At 60.9% G+C, this 15,439-nt stretch carries 16 protein-coding genes; 9 read left to right on the forward strand and 7 right to left on the reverse strand.

The window, feature by feature from the left end:
• The 8 genes from amaA to V3W39_RS07565 all read left to right on the forward strand — a co-directional run bounded on the left by amaA (window position 1) and on the right by V3W39_RS07565 (window position 9,519).
• Window positions 1–1,284 (forward strand): L-pipecolate oxidase, encoded by a 1,284-nt coding sequence (amaA, locus tag V3W39_RS07530; protein ID WP_330212436.1) that lies wholly within the window; start codon window positions 1–3, stop codon window positions 1,282–1,284.
• A 376-nt stretch (window positions 1,285–1,660) separates the two neighbouring features.
• On the forward strand, window positions 1,661–2,797 hold the full coding sequence (locus V3W39_RS07535; protein ID WP_177133081.1) for a branched-chain amino acid ABC transporter substrate-binding protein: 1,137 nt from the start codon (window positions 1,661–1,663) through the stop codon (window positions 2,795–2,797).
• 252 nt (window positions 2,798–3,049) lie between these two features.
• Window positions 3,050–3,964 carry an ABC transporter permease subunit gene (locus V3W39_RS07540; protein WP_003217447.1) on the forward strand — a complete coding sequence of 305 codons (915 nt, stop codon included), beginning with the start codon at window positions 3,050–3,052 and terminating at the stop codon, window positions 3,962–3,964.
• A 2-nt stretch (window positions 3,965–3,966) separates the two neighbouring features.
• Entirely contained in the window at window positions 3,967–5,244 is a 1,278-nt protein-coding gene (gene livM / locus V3W39_RS07545; protein WP_294739450.1) for a high-affinity branched-chain amino acid ABC transporter permease LivM, read from the forward strand.
• Window positions 5,241–6,116, forward strand: a complete 876-nt coding sequence (locus V3W39_RS07550) for an ABC transporter ATP-binding protein (RefSeq protein ID WP_010173909.1) — start codon at window positions 5,241–5,243, stop codon at window positions 6,114–6,116. The genes livM and V3W39_RS07550 overlap by 4 nt, the downstream gene beginning before the upstream one ends.
• Window positions 6,113–6,829 carry an ABC transporter ATP-binding protein gene (locus V3W39_RS07555; protein ID WP_003217439.1) on the forward strand — a complete coding sequence of 239 codons (717 nt, stop codon included), beginning with the start codon at window positions 6,113–6,115 and terminating at the stop codon, window positions 6,827–6,829. Before V3W39_RS07550 ends, V3W39_RS07555 begins: the two co-directional genes overlap by 4 nt.
• A gap of 792 nt (window positions 6,830–7,621) precedes the next feature.
• Window positions 7,622–8,389 (forward strand): SDR family oxidoreductase, encoded by a 768-nt coding sequence (locus V3W39_RS07560; protein WP_169386496.1) that lies wholly within the window; start codon window positions 7,622–7,624, stop codon window positions 8,387–8,389.
• A gap of 224 nt (window positions 8,390–8,613) precedes the next feature.
• Window positions 8,614–9,519, forward strand: a complete 906-nt coding sequence (locus V3W39_RS07565; protein ID WP_177041323.1) for a cation diffusion facilitator family transporter — start codon at window positions 8,614–8,616, stop codon at window positions 9,517–9,519.
• On the opposite strand, the gene V3W39_RS07570 is transcribed toward V3W39_RS07565, so the two are convergent.
• The 5 genes from V3W39_RS07570 to ureE form a co-directional block, all read right to left on the reverse strand.
• On the reverse strand, window positions 9,491–10,621 hold the full coding sequence (locus V3W39_RS07570; RefSeq protein WP_177041324.1) for an AGE family epimerase/isomerase: 1,131 nt from the start codon (window positions 10,619–10,621) through the stop codon (window positions 9,491–9,493). The two genes, V3W39_RS07565 and V3W39_RS07570, sit on opposite strands and share 29 nt — an antisense overlap.
• Before the next feature lie 168 nt (window positions 10,622–10,789).
• Complete coding sequence (locus V3W39_RS07575) at window positions 10,790–11,362, reverse strand: HupE/UreJ family protein (RefSeq protein ID WP_177041325.1); 573 nt, start codon at window positions 11,360–11,362, stop codon at window positions 10,790–10,792.
• A 24-nt stretch (window positions 11,363–11,386) separates the two neighbouring features.
• Window positions 11,387–12,001, reverse strand: a complete 615-nt coding sequence (gene ureG, locus V3W39_RS07580; protein WP_003217431.1) for an urease accessory protein UreG — start codon at window positions 11,999–12,001, stop codon at window positions 11,387–11,389.
• 23 nt (window positions 12,002–12,024) lie between these two features.
• A complete protein-coding gene (locus V3W39_RS07585) occupies window positions 12,025–12,699 on the reverse strand; it encodes an urease accessory protein UreF (protein WP_330212437.1) in 675 nt (224 codons plus the stop codon).
• Window positions 12,696–13,196 carry an urease accessory protein UreE gene (gene ureE / locus V3W39_RS07590; protein WP_330212438.1) on the reverse strand — a complete coding sequence of 167 codons (501 nt, stop codon included), beginning with the start codon at window positions 13,194–13,196 and terminating at the stop codon, window positions 12,696–12,698. The genes V3W39_RS07585 and ureE overlap by 4 nt, the downstream gene beginning before the upstream one ends.
• 337 nt (window positions 13,197–13,533) lie before the next feature.
• On the opposite strand from ureE, the gene V3W39_RS07595 reads away from it, so the two are divergent.
• On the forward strand, window positions 13,534–14,013 hold the full coding sequence (locus V3W39_RS07595; RefSeq protein WP_330212439.1) for a C40 family peptidase: 480 nt from the start codon (window positions 13,534–13,536) through the stop codon (window positions 14,011–14,013).
• A gap of 4 nt (window positions 14,014–14,017) precedes the next feature.
• Here V3W39_RS07595 and V3W39_RS07600 read toward each other — a convergent pair whose 3' ends face one another.
• Together V3W39_RS07600 and V3W39_RS07605 are read right to left on the reverse strand one after the other, a co-directional pair.
• A complete protein-coding gene (locus tag V3W39_RS07600; RefSeq protein WP_177041333.1) occupies window positions 14,018–14,650 on the reverse strand; it encodes a TetR family transcriptional regulator in 633 nt (210 codons plus the stop codon).
• A 151-nt stretch (window positions 14,651–14,801) separates the two neighbouring features.
• A complete protein-coding gene (locus V3W39_RS07605) occupies window positions 14,802–15,251 on the reverse strand; it encodes a hypothetical protein (RefSeq protein WP_177041335.1) in 450 nt (149 codons plus the stop codon).
• Between the last annotated feature and the right edge of the window lie 188 nt (window positions 15,252–15,439).

Consider the following 15,439-nt stretch of genomic DNA (forward strand, 5'->3'; position numbering starts at 1 on the left):
ATGGCATTACGCGAAGCATGTTTGTGGGAACAGCTCACCCCTGGCCGGCCGGATCGTGCCGCGCTCAAGGGCGAGGTCAACGTGGATGTGTGCGTGATCGGTGCCGGTATCACCGGTTTGTCGGCGGCCATTCACTTGCTGGAACAAGGTAAAAGCGTCGTCGTACTCGAAGCCCATCGCACCGGCCACGGTGGTTCGGGGCGCAACGTGGGCCTGGTCAACGCCGGGATGTGGATTCCTCCGGACGAGATCGAAGCCGGTTTCGGCGAAGCGGTAGGCAGCCAGCTCAACCGCATGCTCGGCGCGGCACCGTCCCTGGTGTTCAGCCTGATCGACAAATACAACATCGACTGCCAACTGCGCCGCGAGGGCACCTTGCACATGGCGCACAACGCCCGTGGCGAGGCGGATCTGCGCAGTCGTGAAGAACAATGGAAGCGTCGCGGCGCCCCGGTGGAGCTGTTGACCGGCGCGGCCTGCGAGCAAGCCACCGGTACTAAAAAGATCGCCGCCGCCTTGCTGGATCGGCGTGCGGGCACCCTGAACCCGATGGCCTACACCAGCGGCTTGGCCAATGCCGCCGTCGGGTTGGGCGGGCAACTGTTCGACCATTCCCCGGTCACCCAACTGGAGCGCCAGGGCCAACGCTGGTCTGTGCAAACTGCCCAGGGCTCGGTGCAGGCCGAACAAGTGGTGATCGCCTCCAACGCCTACACCGAGGGCGAGTGGACCGAGTTGCGCCGCAACTTTTTCCCCGGCTATTACTACCAGGTGGCGTCGGCCCCGCTGACCGACGACGCCGCGCAACAAATCCTCCCCGGCGGCCAGGGCTCCTGGGACACCCGCCAGGTTCTCAGCAGCATCCGCCGCGATGCCGAAGGCCGGCTGTTGCTCGGCAGCCTGGGCAATGGCAACCAGAAACCCGCGTGGTTCCTCAAGGCCTGGGCCGATCGGGTGCAGCAGCACTACTTCCCGTACCTCAAGCCGGTGCAGTGGGAATGCACCTGGACCGGCTGTATCGCCTTCACCCCGGACCACCTGATGCGCCTGTTCGAACCGGCGCCGGGGCTGGTGGCGGTCACCGGTTACAACGGGCGTGGGGTGACGACCGGCAGTGTGGTGGGCAAAGCCTTTGCCGATTACCTGTGTCGCCAGGATCCACAGGCGTTGCCGATTCCGTTCGCACCGATGCAGCCCTTGGCCGGTGTCGGCCTGCGCAGCTGTTTGTATGAGGCAGGATTCTCGCTGTATCACGCGGGCCAATGCCTGCGGATCGTGATCTGATCAACGAAATACCCCTCAGAAGCCTGCATTTTCTTAGCCGGCTACTAATCTGTATTGGTGCGAGTCGTAGCAGTAACGCACTGTAAATGTGCACTTCCGTTACGCACGCTGTTACAGGTTCAAGGGTGGCCCTTTAATGGCCGGGTTGCAGTGCTTGACCCGTCGGGTTGCACTTTATGGATCCAATGGTTGCACCTAGCTGAGATAGACGGTTGCACGTCCAATCAAAAGGCGCCCAAAAACCTGCAATAACAATGACACCGTGTCTTTTTGAATAATAAAAACGTAATGGCACGCCGCTTGCTCTGGGCTTTCGCTGAAAGTTTTTGAAGTGAAGCTGCAGTGCCAATTCAACAAAAACCTCGGAGCACCACTCATGTCCCAGACGTTTTACAAGAAAGGTTTTGTAGCCCTCGCAGTTGCTGCTGCGCTGGGTGTTTCTGCGTTTGCTCAAGCTGATGTGAAGATTGGCGTAGCGGGGCCGATGACCGGCGCCAACGCGGCATTTGGTGAGCAGTACATGAAGGGTGCCCAGGCGGCAGCCGATGTCATCAACAAGGCTGGCGGCATCAACGGCGAGCAGATCAAGCTGGTGGCCGGCGACGACGCCTGCGAACCCAAGCAAGCCGTGGCCGTGGCCAACCGTCTGGCAGACCAGGACAAAGTGATCGGCGTGGTCGGGCACTTCTGCTCGTCCAACACTATCCCGGCGTCTGAGGTTTACGACGAAGCGGGCATCATCATGATCACCCCGGGCTCCACCAACCCACAGGTCACCGAGCGCGGCCTGTCGGCAGTGTTCCGTATGTGTGGCCGTGACGACCAGCAGGGCATCGTGGCTGGCGACTACATCGTCGACGTGCTCAAGGGCAAGAAAGTCGCGGTTATCAACGACAAGGACACCTACGGCAAAGGGTTGGCTGATGCCACCGCGGCGCAGTTGACCAAGCGCGGCGTGAAGCCGGTGCTGGAAGAAGGCCTGACCCGTGGCGAGAAAGACTTCAGCGCCCTGGTCACCAAGATCCGCTCCACCGGTGCTGACGTCGTGTACTTCGGCGGCCTGCACCCGGAAGCCGGTCCACTGGTTCGCCAGATTCGTGAAGCGGGCCTCAAAGACGTCAAGTTCATGTCCGATGACGGTGTGGTCACCGATGAACTGGTAGCAACCGCCGGCGGTGCACAGTACGTGAATGGCGTGTACATGACCTTCGGCGCCGACCCGCGCCTGCTGCCAGACAGCAAGACCGTCGTGGAAGAGTTCCGCAAAAATGGTACCGAGCCTGAGGGCTACACCCTGTACGCCTACGCTTCGATCCAGGCCCTGGCCGCTGGCTTCAATGGCGCCAAGTCCAACAAGGGTGAAGACGCGGCCAAGTGGCTCAAAGCCCACCCGGTCAAAACCGTCATGGGCGAGAAGAATTGGGACGCCAAGGGCGACCTGAAAGTCTCCGACTATGTGGTTTACCAGTGGGACAAGGACGGCAAGTATCACCAGCTGGAAAAGCAGAAGTAATAGTTAGCGCGATCGGTTAGACGCCACTTGACCCTGTGGGAGCCGGGCTTTTGTGGGAGCTGGCTTGCCTGCGATAGCGTCACCTCGGTTTGACTGACATTGCGAGGTGTCTGCATCGCGGGCAAGCCCGACTCCCACACAAGCCAGCTCCCACACGGGGACTTGGTTGCCAGCCCTTTTGTGTCTGTCTTTTCCTCCTAGAAGATCCGCACACCCACAGGTGTGCAGGCTCTCACTGCGTGAGATTGCGTTATGGATGGTATTTTCCTGCAGCAACTGGTCAATGGGCTGACCCTCGGGTCGGTCTATGGCTTGATCGCCATCGGCTACACAATGGTCTATGGCATCATTGGCATGATCAACTTCGCCCACGGCGAGGTTTATATGATTTCCGCTTACCTCGCGGCGATCAGTCTGGCACTGCTGGCTTACTTCGGCATCGAATCCTTCCCGCTGCTCATCCTTGGCACCCTGATCTTCACCGTCGTCGTTACCGGCGTTTACGGCTGGGTCATCGAGCGTGTCGCCTACAAACCGCTGCGCAACTCCACCCGACTGGCACCGCTGATCAGCGCCATCGGTATCTCGCTGATCCTGCAGAACTACGCGCAGATCGCCCAGGGCGCCAAGCAACAAGGCATCCCGACGCTGCTGGCCGGCGCCTGGAGAGTCGATATCGGCACCGGGTTCGTGCAGCTGACCTACACCAAGGTGTTTATCCTGGTGGCCGCGTTCGTCGGCATGGGCCTGCTGACCTACATCATCAAGTACACCAAGCTCGGCCGCATGTGCCGCGCAACCCAGCAAGACCGCAAAATGGCGTCGATCCTCGGCATCAACACCGACCGGGTTATCTCCTACGTATTCGTGATCGGTGCCGCCATGGCCGCGTTGGCCGGTGTGCTGATCACCCTGAACTACGGCACGTTCGACTTCTATGCCGGCTTCATCATCGGCATCAAGGCATTTACCGCAGCGGTACTCGGCGGCATCGGTTCCCTGCCTGGGGCCATGCTGGGCGGGATCATCCTGGGTATTTCCGAGTCGCTGTTCTCGGGGTTGATCAACTCTGACTACAAAGACGTGTTCAGTTTCTCCCTGCTGGTGGTGATCCTGATTTTCCGTCCCCAGGGCCTGCTCGGTCGCCCACTCGTGGCGAAGGTATAACTATGTCTGCTGCCTACTCTATCGATATCAAGAAAAGTGTCGTCGATGCGGTACTCGCCGGGCTGATTTCGCTGATCGTGTTCGGTCCGATCGTCGGCGTGGTCCTCGACGGCTACAGCTTCAACCTGGAACCGGCGCGTGTCGGCATCCTGGTGGCCATTGTGATGGTCGGCCGGTTTGCCATGAGCCTGTTCCTGCAAACCCCCAAGGGCCTGCGGATTCTCCAGGGCTTTGAAAGCACCGGCTCCGGTGTGCATGTACTCAAGCCGGACTACAAATCGCGCCTGCGCTGGATCATCCCGGCGTTGATCGTGATTGCCATCGTGTTCCCGTTCTTCGCCAACAAATACCTGCTGACCGTGGTGATCCTCGGGCTGATCTACGTGTTGCTGGGCCTGGGCCTGAACATCGTGGTGGGCCTGGCCGGGCTGCTTGACCTGGGCTACGTGGCGTTCTACGCCATCGGTGCCTACGGCCTGGCGCTGGGTTATCAATACCTCGGTCTGGGCTTCTGGTCGGTACTGCCGCTGGCGGCCATCTGTGCCGCGTTGGCGGGGTGCATACTCGGGTTCCCGGTGCTGCGAATGCACGGGGATTACCTGGCGATCGTGACCCTGGGCTTCGGTGAAATCATCCGCCTGGTGCTGAACAACTGGCTGTCGTTTACCGGTGGCCCGAACGGCATGCCTGTGCCGTCGCCCACGTTTTTCGGCCTGGAGTTTGTGCGCAAGGCGAAGGATGGCGGGGTGCCGTTCCACGAGTTCTTCGGCATCGACTACAACCCCAACATCAAATTCCTGTTTATCTACATCGTGCTGTTCCTGGTGGTGCTGCTGGTGCTGTACATCAAGCACCGCCTGACTCGCATGCCGGTGGGCCGCGCTTGGGAAGCCTTGCGCGAAGATGAAATCGCCTGCCGTTCCATGGGCCTCAACCACGTGCTGGTGAAGCTCTCGGCGTTCACCATCGGCGCGTCCACTGCCGGTTTGGCCGGGGTGTTTTTCGCCAGCTACCAGGGCTTCGTCAACCCGTCGTCGTTCACCTTCTTCGAGTCGGCGCTGATCCTCGCCATTGTGGTGTTGGGCGGCATGGGCTCCACCGTCGGCGTGGTGATTGCCGCGTTCGTGTTGACCGTGGCGCCGGAACTGCTGCGCAGCTTCTCTGAATACCGCGTGCTGCTGTTCGGCGTGTTGATGGTGGTGATGATGATCTGGCGACCACGAGGCCTGATTCGCATCAGCCGTACCGGTGTCGTCCCACGTAAAGGAGTGGCGCCATGAGCAAGGAAGTCGTCCTCTCCGTTGAACACCTGATGATGCACTTCGGTGGCATCAAGGCCTTGAGCGATGTGAGCCTCAAGGTCGAACGCAACTCGATCTTCGCCCTGATCGGCCCCAACGGCGCCGGCAAGACCACGGTGTTTAACTGCCTGACCGGTTTCTACAAAGCCTCCGGCGGCAAGATCGAACTCAATGTGCGCGGCAAGCAGACCAACGTGATCCAGTTGCTCGGCGAGCGCTTCAAGGCCACCGACTTTGTCTCACCGAAAAGCTTCTTCAGCCGGGTGTTCTACAAAATGTTCGGTGGCACTCACCTGGTGAACCGTGCCGGTTTGGCGCGCACCTTCCAGAACATTCGCCTGTTCAAGGAAATGTCGGTGGTGGAGAACCTGCTGGTGGCTCAGCACATGTGGGTCAACCGCAACATGCTCGCGGGTATCCTCAACACCAAGGGCTACCGCAAGGCTGAAAGCGACGCCCTCGACCATGCGTTCTACTGGCTGGAAGTGGTGGACCTGGTGGACTGCGCCAACCGCCTGGCCGGCGAACTGTCCTACGGCCAGCAACGCCGCCTGGAAATCGCCCGCGCCATGTGCACCCGGCCGCAGATCATCTGCCTCGACGAACCGGCTGCCGGCCTCAACCCCCAGGAAACCGAAGCCCTCAGCGCGATGATTCGCCTGCTGCGGGATGAACACGACCTCACGGTGGTGCTGATCGAGCACGACATGGGCATGGTGATGAGTATTTCCGACCACATCGTGGTGCTGGACCACGGCAACGTGATTGCCGAGGGCGGCCCTGAAGCAATCCGCAATGACCCTAAAGTGATCGCGGCTTACCTGGGCGCTGATGAAGAGGAACTGGTATGAGTGAGCCAATCCTCGAACTGAAAGACCTGGACGTGTTCTACGGCCCGATCCAGGCGCTTAAAAAAGTCTCGCTGCACATCAACGAAGGCGAAACCGTGAGCCTGATCGGCTCCAACGGCGCGGGTAAATCCACGCTGCTGATGTCGATCTTCGGCCAGCCACGGGCCGAGTCGGGGCAGATCATCTACCGCGGTGTCGACATTACCCACAAGTCGTCCCACTACATCGCCTCCAACGGCATTGCGCAGTCGCCGGAAGGGCGGCGGGTGTTCCCCGACATGACCGTCGAGGAAAACCTGCTGATGGGCACCATCCCGATTGGCGACAAGTTTGCCACCGAGGACATGCAGCGCATGTTCGAGCTGTTCCCGCGGCTCAAGGAGCGGCGTAACCAGCGGGCGATGACCATGTCCGGTGGTGAGCAGCAGATGCTCGCCATCGCCCGTGCGCTGATGAGCCGGCCCAAGCTGTTGCTGTTGGACGAGCCGAGCCTGGGGCTGGCGCCGATTGTGGTGAAGCAGATTTTTTCCACACTGCGGGAGCTGGCGTCCACCGGCATGACCATCTTTCTGGTGGAGCAGAACGCCAACCATGCGTTGCGCTTGTCGGACCGGGCGTACGTGATGGTCAACGGCGAGATCCGCCTCACAGGCACCGGTAAGGAGCTGCTGGTGAATGAGGAAGTGCGTAACGCCTACCTCGGCGGGCATTAAGCCTGGCGCATAACCCTCCTGTGGGAGCCGGGCTTGCCCGCGATAGCATCACCTCGGTTTGCCTGAATGACCGAGGTGTCTGCATCGCAGGCAAGCCAGCTCCCACATTTTTTTGCGTCGCCTGCAGGCTTTCCCAAAATTGTGGACAACAAATCCGGGCACCTGCCAAAGCGCGACATATAGCCGCCGCAAATCCCTGTTTTGTCACAGTTTTGACTTGTCCCCAACCACTGTGGAACCGGCTGTGGGTAACGTGGGAGTAGCTGGCTGGAGGCCTTTGTTTTCGCGGCTTGCAGCGTGGTGGTTATTTTTTGATCAGCGGTTTTTTCGCGGCCGTCCGCGGGGTTTGTCAACCTGTTTAAAGACACAGGTATATGACCGGAATATGTCACTCCACCCTGTGGATAAGTCTGTGACTAAACTCTGGAAAGAGTGCCGCAGAGGCCGGAATGACTGGCCTGGAGCCATCGTCCTGGTTGCACCGTTTTGAACCGGGCTACATACGGCTGGGCCAAGGTCAAGCAAAAAACTTTTTGAATCGCGCTGGAAGCCTTGTATCCCGCGGCTTTCAGCTTTTGCACTTGCCCCCAAAGACTGTGGACGGGGCTGTGGATAACGTGCGCGCACATGGCTGCATGCCCCGGCCTGTATGGGTTTCGAGTGGTTGGTTGAATTTTGTACAACATGAGAGGCGTTCACCTCTATTCACAGCGTGTATCAGTTGCCGCCAGCCCGCGGGCCGGGCATTCTGCTGGCTGATTTTTTACCTCGTAGCCCTGCAAGGAGAACACCATGTCCAATACGCTGTTTATTACTGGCGCGACCTCGGGTTTTGGCGAAGCCTGTGCCCGGCGTTTTGCCGAAGCCGGTTGGAAACTGGTGCTCACCGGCCGCCGCGCAGAGCGTCTGAACGCCCTGTGCGCCGAGCTTTCCAAGCAGACCGAAGTGCACGGCCTGGTGGTGGACGTACGTGACCGCAAGGCCATGGAAGAGGCGATCGCCAACCTGCCGCCATCCTTCAGCACCCTGCGCGGCCTGATCAACAACGCCGGCCTGGCGGTGGGTACCGACCCGGCGCCCAAGTGCAGCCTCGACGATTGGGAAACCATGGTCGACACCAACATCAAGGGCCTGCTGACCACCACCAGCCTGCTGTTGCCGCGCCTGATCGCCCATGGCCGTGGCGCCGGCATCATCAACCTCGGTTCCATCGCCGGCAGCTACCCGTACCCGGGCAGCCACGTGTATGGCGGCACCAAGGCCTTCGTCAAACAGTTCTCGCTGAACCTGCGCTGTGATTTGCAAGGCACGGGCGTGCGGGTGACTAACATCGAGCCGGGCCTGTGTGAAAGCGAGTTCTCCCTGGTGCGCTTTGCCGGTGACCAGGCGCGTTATGACGCGACCTACGCCGGTGCCGAGCCGATCCAGCCGCAGGATATTGCGGACACGATCTTCTGGGTGCTGAACACCCCGGCGCACGTGAACATCAACCGCCTGGAGCTGATGCCGGTGAGCCAGACCTGGGCCGGGTTTGCGATTGAGCGTGGTGCCAAGGGCTAAGCACACCGGGGTTTTGTGGCGAGGGAGCTTGCTCCCGCTGGGCTGCGAAGCGGCCCCAAAAAAGCCAGGGCCGCTACGCGCCCCAGCGGGAGCAAGCTCCCTCGCCACAGGTTTTTTGTCAGCCTGGAAAATGCGGCAAATCGGCCAAAACAGGACATAAGGTACACTCCACTCCGGAAAACCCCGCCGCGCTCTGCGGTTTCAAGGTTTTGACAGGAGGATATGTGAGTAACCGAGGTGAGCAGTCGCTGCTCAAACAATCGACGATTCTGATGTTCGCGGTCGCGATCGCCGGGATTGTCACGGGTGTGGTGTCGGGCGCCCAATCGATTTTATTCGACGGCTTTTTCTCGCTGATCGCCACCGCCATCAAGGTGTTGATGCTGATCACGGCCAAGCTGATCGCCAAGAAAAGCAACGAGCGTTTCCAGTTCGGTTATTGGCACCTGGAACCCATGGTGCTGCTGATCGAAGGCAGCTTTTTGCTGCTGATCGCCATCTATGCGTTTCTCAACGGTGTGTTCGGCATTATCAATGGCGGGCGCGATATCGAGTTGGGCCTGGTGATCATCTACGCGGCGGTGTTTACCGTTGTCGAGTTCGCCTATTTCTTCTACGTACGCTACCGCAATCGCACGCTCAAATCGTCGCTGATCCAGTTCGACAACATCAGCTGGCTGGTGGACGCCATGCTGTCGGTGGGGCTGCTGGTGAGCTTCCTGGCTGCGCTGTTGCTCAAGTCCCAGGGCTATGGGCAGTGGGCGGTGTATGTCGACCCGTTGATCCTGATCCTGCTGGCGCTGAGCATGCTGGCGCCGGCCTTCAAGATCCTGCGCCCGGCGCTGCGGGATGTGCTGGGGATCGTGCCGGACCAACTGGACGGCAAAGTGCGCGAAGTGATGGAGGCTGCGGTGGCCAGGCATGGTTTCGACGACTACGTGTCCTACGTGCAGAAGCACGGGCGGGCGCGGTTTATCGAGATTCATGTGGTGCTGCCGGCGGATTACCCGGTGGATAACGTCGCCACCCTGGACGGGCTGCGCGAAGAGATATCCACAGGGCTGGGCAAGCCAGACGCGGCGCGCTGGCTGACGATCAGTTTTACCGGGGATCGCAAATGGATTGCGTAAGGCCCAGGTAGCACGTGGCCAAGTGGTAAGGCGTGGTCGACGGCATATCCCGTCGGCTGACTTGCCCCTTGGCATCCAGGCATTCATTCCAGCCTTTGTCGTGCAGGAAGCGCTGTTGCAGCGCCAGCAATTGGCGTTGCAGCACGGCTTCGCTGTTGGGCCGCAAGGTCAGCGCCCGCAGGTATTCGGCCTGGGCCCAGATACGCTGGGTGCCGTCGCGCACGCTGCCGTCCAGGGCCAGCATGCCGCTGACCGCGCCCGTCGCGTTATCCACACCCTTCTGCTCGGCATAGCTGAACGCTTTGTTCAGCGATGTGTGCAGCGGTGTGCCACGCAACAGGTCTGAAGATTCCAGCAGGAAGAACCATTCGAACTGGTGCCCCGGCTCAAACCAGTTATCCACAGCGCCCAGCGGTTTCTCCATCATCACGCCGTGCTGGCGGTCGATGAAGCGCTTCTGCATGGCGTTGGCCAGGTCCAGCAAGGCGTCTTGCGTCACGGCGTCTTCACGCACGGCCAGGGTGGCGAGGAAGCCTTCGGCGAGGTGCATCAGCGGGTTTTGCAGGGGGCCGGATTTGAGCGACGACCAGTTACGTTCCAGCACCGCTTCGTACAGGCCGTCGCCGGTGGCGAAGCGTTCGGCGACCACTTCCAGGGCGGCATCGAGCACCGATTCCACCAGCGGCTCACGCACCTTGGCCCAATAGTGGGCGCAGGCGAAGATGATGAAGGCGTGGGTGTAGAGGTCTTTGCGTTTATCCAGCGGCTTGCCGTGGGCGTCGATGCTGTAGAACCAGCCGCCGTGCTCGGCGTCGTGGAAGTGCCGTTGCAGGGAGCGGAACAGCGCGGCGGCGCGCTCTTCGGCAAAGGCTGCGCCGGGCTCGCCGATCAGGCTGGCGAACAGGTACAACTGCCGGGCACAGGCCATGGCGCGATAGCGTTGCGGGGGCAAAGGCCGATGGTCGGCGTCCAGGGCTTCATAAGGCAGCGCCAGGTCGGCATTCCAGCCCGGGCCTTGCCAGAGCGGCACGATCAGGTCGTGGAAGTGCGTCAACACGGCGGTCAATTGAGGCTTGAGGGCGGAGCTTGGAGCGATGGGCATCGGCTGGCGTCGTCACGGCAGGGGTGTTTGCGCGACATGGTATCAGGCTTGAGGTAGGTGGTGGCTGTGAGTCCGTCATCGCGGGCAAGCCCGGCTCCCACAGGAGTACTCAGTCAACTGTGGGAGTCGGGCTTGCCCGCGATGAGGCCATTAGAAACGCCGTAAATCTCAGGCAGCGAGCAACCAGACCCCAGTCGCCGCCGAAGCCGCCCCGGCCACCCGTACCAACGGCGCTGCCGCCGCCGGCAGGAAACGCACCACGGCATAACCCGCCGCATGCAGAACCGCCGTCGCAGCCACAAACCCTGCGGCATACGCCCAAGGGCTGGACATGTCCGGCAGTTCCAGACCATGAGCCACGCCATGGAACAGCGCAAACAACGCCGTCGCCGCCACCGCCACAAACAACGGCGGCCGTACCGCCAGCGCCACCGCCAGGCCCAGCGCGAGTACCGATGCGGCAATCCCGCTTTCCAGCGCCGGCAATGCCAGGCCTTCAAAGCCCAGCATCCCACCGATCAGCATGGTGCCGACAAAGGTGCACGGCAGCGCCCAGCGCGCCGCACCTTTCTGTTGGGCGGCCCACAAGCCCACGGCGAGCATCGCCAGCAGATGGTCAATACCGCCCAGCGGGTGACTGATACCGGCCACCAAGCCGTTGTCGCCATGCCCGGGGTGGGCGAAGGCGAGGGCGGGGGTGAGCAGCAAGGCTGCGGCGGCGAGAAGTGTGTTGAGGCGCATGGACAGGCTCCTTGTTCAGGTTGATCAGGCTGCAGTCAGCAGACCCTGGCGTTCAATGAAGGCGACGATTTCTTCCAGGCCGACGCCGGTTTTCTGATTGCTGAAGACGAAGGGTTTACCGCCGCGCATGCGCTGGGTGTCGCTGTTCATCAGCTCCAGGGACGCGCCCACCAGCGGCGCCAGGTCGATCTTGTTGATCACCAGCAGGTCGGATTTGCAGATCCCCGGGCCACCCTTGCGCGGCAGCTTGTCGCCAGCCGACACATCGATCACGTAGATGGTCAGGTCCGACAGTTCCGGGCTGAAGGTGGCCGACAGGTTGTCGCCGCCGGATTCCACCAGGATCAGGTCCAGGCCTGGAAAGCGCCGGTTCAACTGGTCCACGGCTTCAAGGTTGATCGAAGCGTCTTCGCGAATCGCGGTGTGGGGGCAGCCGCCGGTTTCCACGCCGATGATGCGCTCGGGCGCCAGGGCCTGGTTGCGCACCAGGAAGTCGGCGTCTTCGCGGGTGTAGATATCGTTGGTGACCACCGCCAGGTTGTAGCGGTCGCGCAGGGCCAGGCACAGGGCCAGGGTCAGGGCGGTTTTGCCGGAGCCGACCGGGCCGCCGATGCCGACGCGCAGGGGTTGTGTGTTCATGTGATTCTCCAAAATAAGGGGCCCTAGGAACGGAACAGGCGGCTGTACTGGCGCTCATGGGCCATGCACGCCAGGGACAGGCCAAACGCGGCGCTGCCGTAGTGATTGGGGTCGAGTTGGCTGGCGCCCTGCTGGGCTTGTTGCAACAGCGGCAGCAGTTCACTGGTCAGGCGCTGGGCGGCTTGCTGGCCCAGGGGCAAGGTCTTCATCAGCACCGCCAGCTGGTTTTCCAGCCAGCTCCACAGCCACGCGGCCAGGGCGTCGTCGGGGCTGATCTGCCAGGCGCGGGCGGCCAGGGCCCAGCCGAGTGCGAGATGCGGTTCGCCGCGTTGCGCCAGAAAATCCCGAGCGGCGGCGTCCAGCTCCGGCAAGCCGTTGAGCAGTTGCGCGAGGGAATAGCCCATCTGCCGACTTTCCTGATACAGCTCGCGGGTTTCGCGGCTGGCGCGGTGTTCTTCACACAACTGCGCGAGGCGCGGCCAGTCTTCTTCTGCGCCAGCCTTGCAGTGGGCGAGCAGCAGCGGCGCCTCAAAGCGCGCCAGGTTGAGCAATAATTGATCACTGATCCAGCGCGCGGCACTCGCCGGGTCGGTCACGCGGGCTTGCTCCACGGCCATTTCCAGGCCCTGTGAATAGCTGTAGCCACCAATCGGCAACTGCGGACTGGCCAGACGCAGCAGCGCCCAGGCTGGGTTCATGGACGAACGCCGAACTGGTGCAGCTTGGGCGGGTAGTTGAAGTCTTCGTCGCCATGACGGGAGTGATGATGGCCGCCGCCATAGGCGCCGTGTTCCGGCTGGAACGGCGCTGAAAGGGGTTCAGTGGTGGCGCCCAATTGATCCAGCATGGCCTTGAGCACGTAGTCATCGAGCAGGCGCAGCCAGCCGTCACCCACTTGCAGGGCCACGTGGCGGTTGCCGAGGTGATAGGCGGCGCGGGTCAGTTCAAAGGCGTTGCCGCAGGTGACGTGCAGCAGTTGTTCAGGGCGGGCGCACACGCGTACGACGCGTCCGTCTTCAGCCTGTAGGAATTCACCATCGTGCAGCGGCGGCTGGCCGCGCTCCAGAAACAGGCCGACGTCTTCTCCTTCGGCACTGAAACAGCGCAGGCGGCTTTTGCTGCGGGCTTCGAAATTCAGCAGCAACTCGGCGGCCCAGACGGGTTCGGGGGCGATTCGGCGGTGGATCACCAGCATCAGAAAGCTTCCAGCTATGAGCGATAAGCAAGCTAGAGCAAGGGTCTTGCCAACCACGCGGGGAGTGGGAATTCCCTGTAGGCAGGCGGCGTGTGCCACCTCATGGCGCAGGAAATTATTCCAAAATGTTTCATTTTGGTGCGTGAATGGATTTATAGCACCGGATTCGGGCGCTCAGCGTTGAATTCCATTGCTCGCTGCATGAAATTTCTTTCACCTTTTGCGAGTTTTGGTTTCTTGGGATTTTCCCTACGCACTTGCAGGATTTGCCGTGCGTCGAGTTACGCGCCGTTTCATTAGGATTCCGCTCCGTATTTAATCCACAGCGGTTTCCACCATGTTCAAGTCATTTCTCTGTTTATTGATTGTCAGCCTGTCGCTGGCGATTTCATCCGCCTCGGCCAATCTCCAGCGTGCCCCGTCCCTCGCACCATCGTCTTCTATCGACAACGTGATCGAACGCGCCCATTCACTGCTGGGCACGCCCTACAAGCTGGGTGGCACCTCGGTGAGGCAGGGCTTCGATTGCAGCAGCTTCCTAGTTTACCTGTTCAAGACCGAAGCCAACATCCATCTGCCTCGCACTACGACGGCGATGCACCGGTCAACGGCGGCCACGGTCAAGCGCGATGCATTGAAACCGGGTGATGCGGTGTTTTTCCGGGGGAATGGGCGCGGGCAGGTCAGCCACGTCGGGCTCTATATAGGCGAGGGGAAATTCATTCACTCGCCACGCACGGGCAAGAGTGTGCGCATCGATTCGCTCGCCAACAGTTATTGGAGCAGGAACTACACCACGGCCAAGCGTTTCCACTGACGGCCTATTCGGTGCTGCCCAGGCCTTGCCAGTGTTTGAGGCCGATAAAGATAAAGCGCAGTTGCTGAGTGATCTTGGCTTGAGGCGTGAGGTGCGGCGGCAAGGCTTCTGCCGGTGGGTCGATGATGTCGGGCAAGGTGGCGAACACGCTCTTGACGATCAGGTCGGCCATCACGTGCAAACCGTCGGCATCCAGGTGCTGGAGCTTGGGCATCAAGGTCAGGTCGGCGGCGAGGTCGCTGGCGATGTCTTCGCGCAAGGCACCGATGGCCTGGCGAACGGCAAGGCTGCCACCGTATTGCTCACGGGCCAGGAACAGGAATTGCGAACGGTTGGCGGTGACCACATCGAGGAAAATTCGCACCGAGGCGTCGATGATGCCGCCCATCACGAATTCGTTGTGGCGCACCAGGCGGATCGTCGCGCGAAAGGTCTGGCCGACTTCACTGACCAAGACCAGGCCCAACTGATCCATATCGGCAAAGTGACGGTAGAAACCGGTGGGCACGATGCCGGCGGTCTTGGCCACTTCACGCAGGCTCAGGCTGCCAAACCCACGGCCACACTCCATCAGATGGCGGGCTGCGTCCATCAGGGCGAGTCGGGTCTGTTGCTTCTGTTCGGCACGGGGCAGCATTGGCAGGCGGGCTTTGTGGACAAGGACAGCGACGCACTCTAGCAAATCAGCTTTGCCAGCGTCGAACTTCACAAGGGAGAAGGGCGTTGCGGTTCACACAAAGTCAAAGCCCGATCGGGTGATCGGGCTTTTTTCCAGGGCCAGCACGGGCTTAGCTCTGTGCTTGATGCAGTTCTTGCAGACGGTCAGCACCGCCTTCCACTACGCCGTCAGCATAAGCGCGTTTGTTGGCACGGCTCGAACCGTCTTCAACCAGACCTTTCTGTTCCAGGCGATCACGGCCACCTTCGGCAACAGCGTTGCGTTCCATCAGGCGATCAGCGCCACCTTCAACCAGGCCTTTCTGTTCCAGACGATCACGGCCACCTTCAGCAACGCCTTCGGTGTAAGCGCGTTTGTTGGCTTGTTCCGAACCGTTTTCAGTGATGCTGCCGTTGTAGTCGGTGTTGTTCTTGTCCGAAGCACCGCTGCGGGCCAGGGTCTGGCTTACGTGGGATGCATCGGCTTTCACTTGTGGGGTGGCCTGTTCAGCAGCTGGCAGGGCAAATGCGCTGGTGGCCAGGACGGAAAGTACAAAGCTTGCGAGTAATTGGCGTTTCATGATGGGTTGCTCCTTGGGAGGGCGATAAATTGGGTACAGGGCTAATGCTACTCTTGATAAGTCGATATAAAAGTTCATAAACACAATGGTAATAATCAACAGAATTGATTGTTCCCTGCGAGGGCTCTATCTCGCACGTCTCAAGCCCGCGGTTTTGCACCGTGGTGGGTATTTTCGACACGATCGTG

This window comes from Pseudomonas sp. Z18(2022), from assembly GCF_036346535.1.
Classification (GTDB): Bacteria; Pseudomonadota; Gammaproteobacteria; order Pseudomonadales; family Pseudomonadaceae; genus Aquipseudomonas; species Aquipseudomonas yamanorum_A.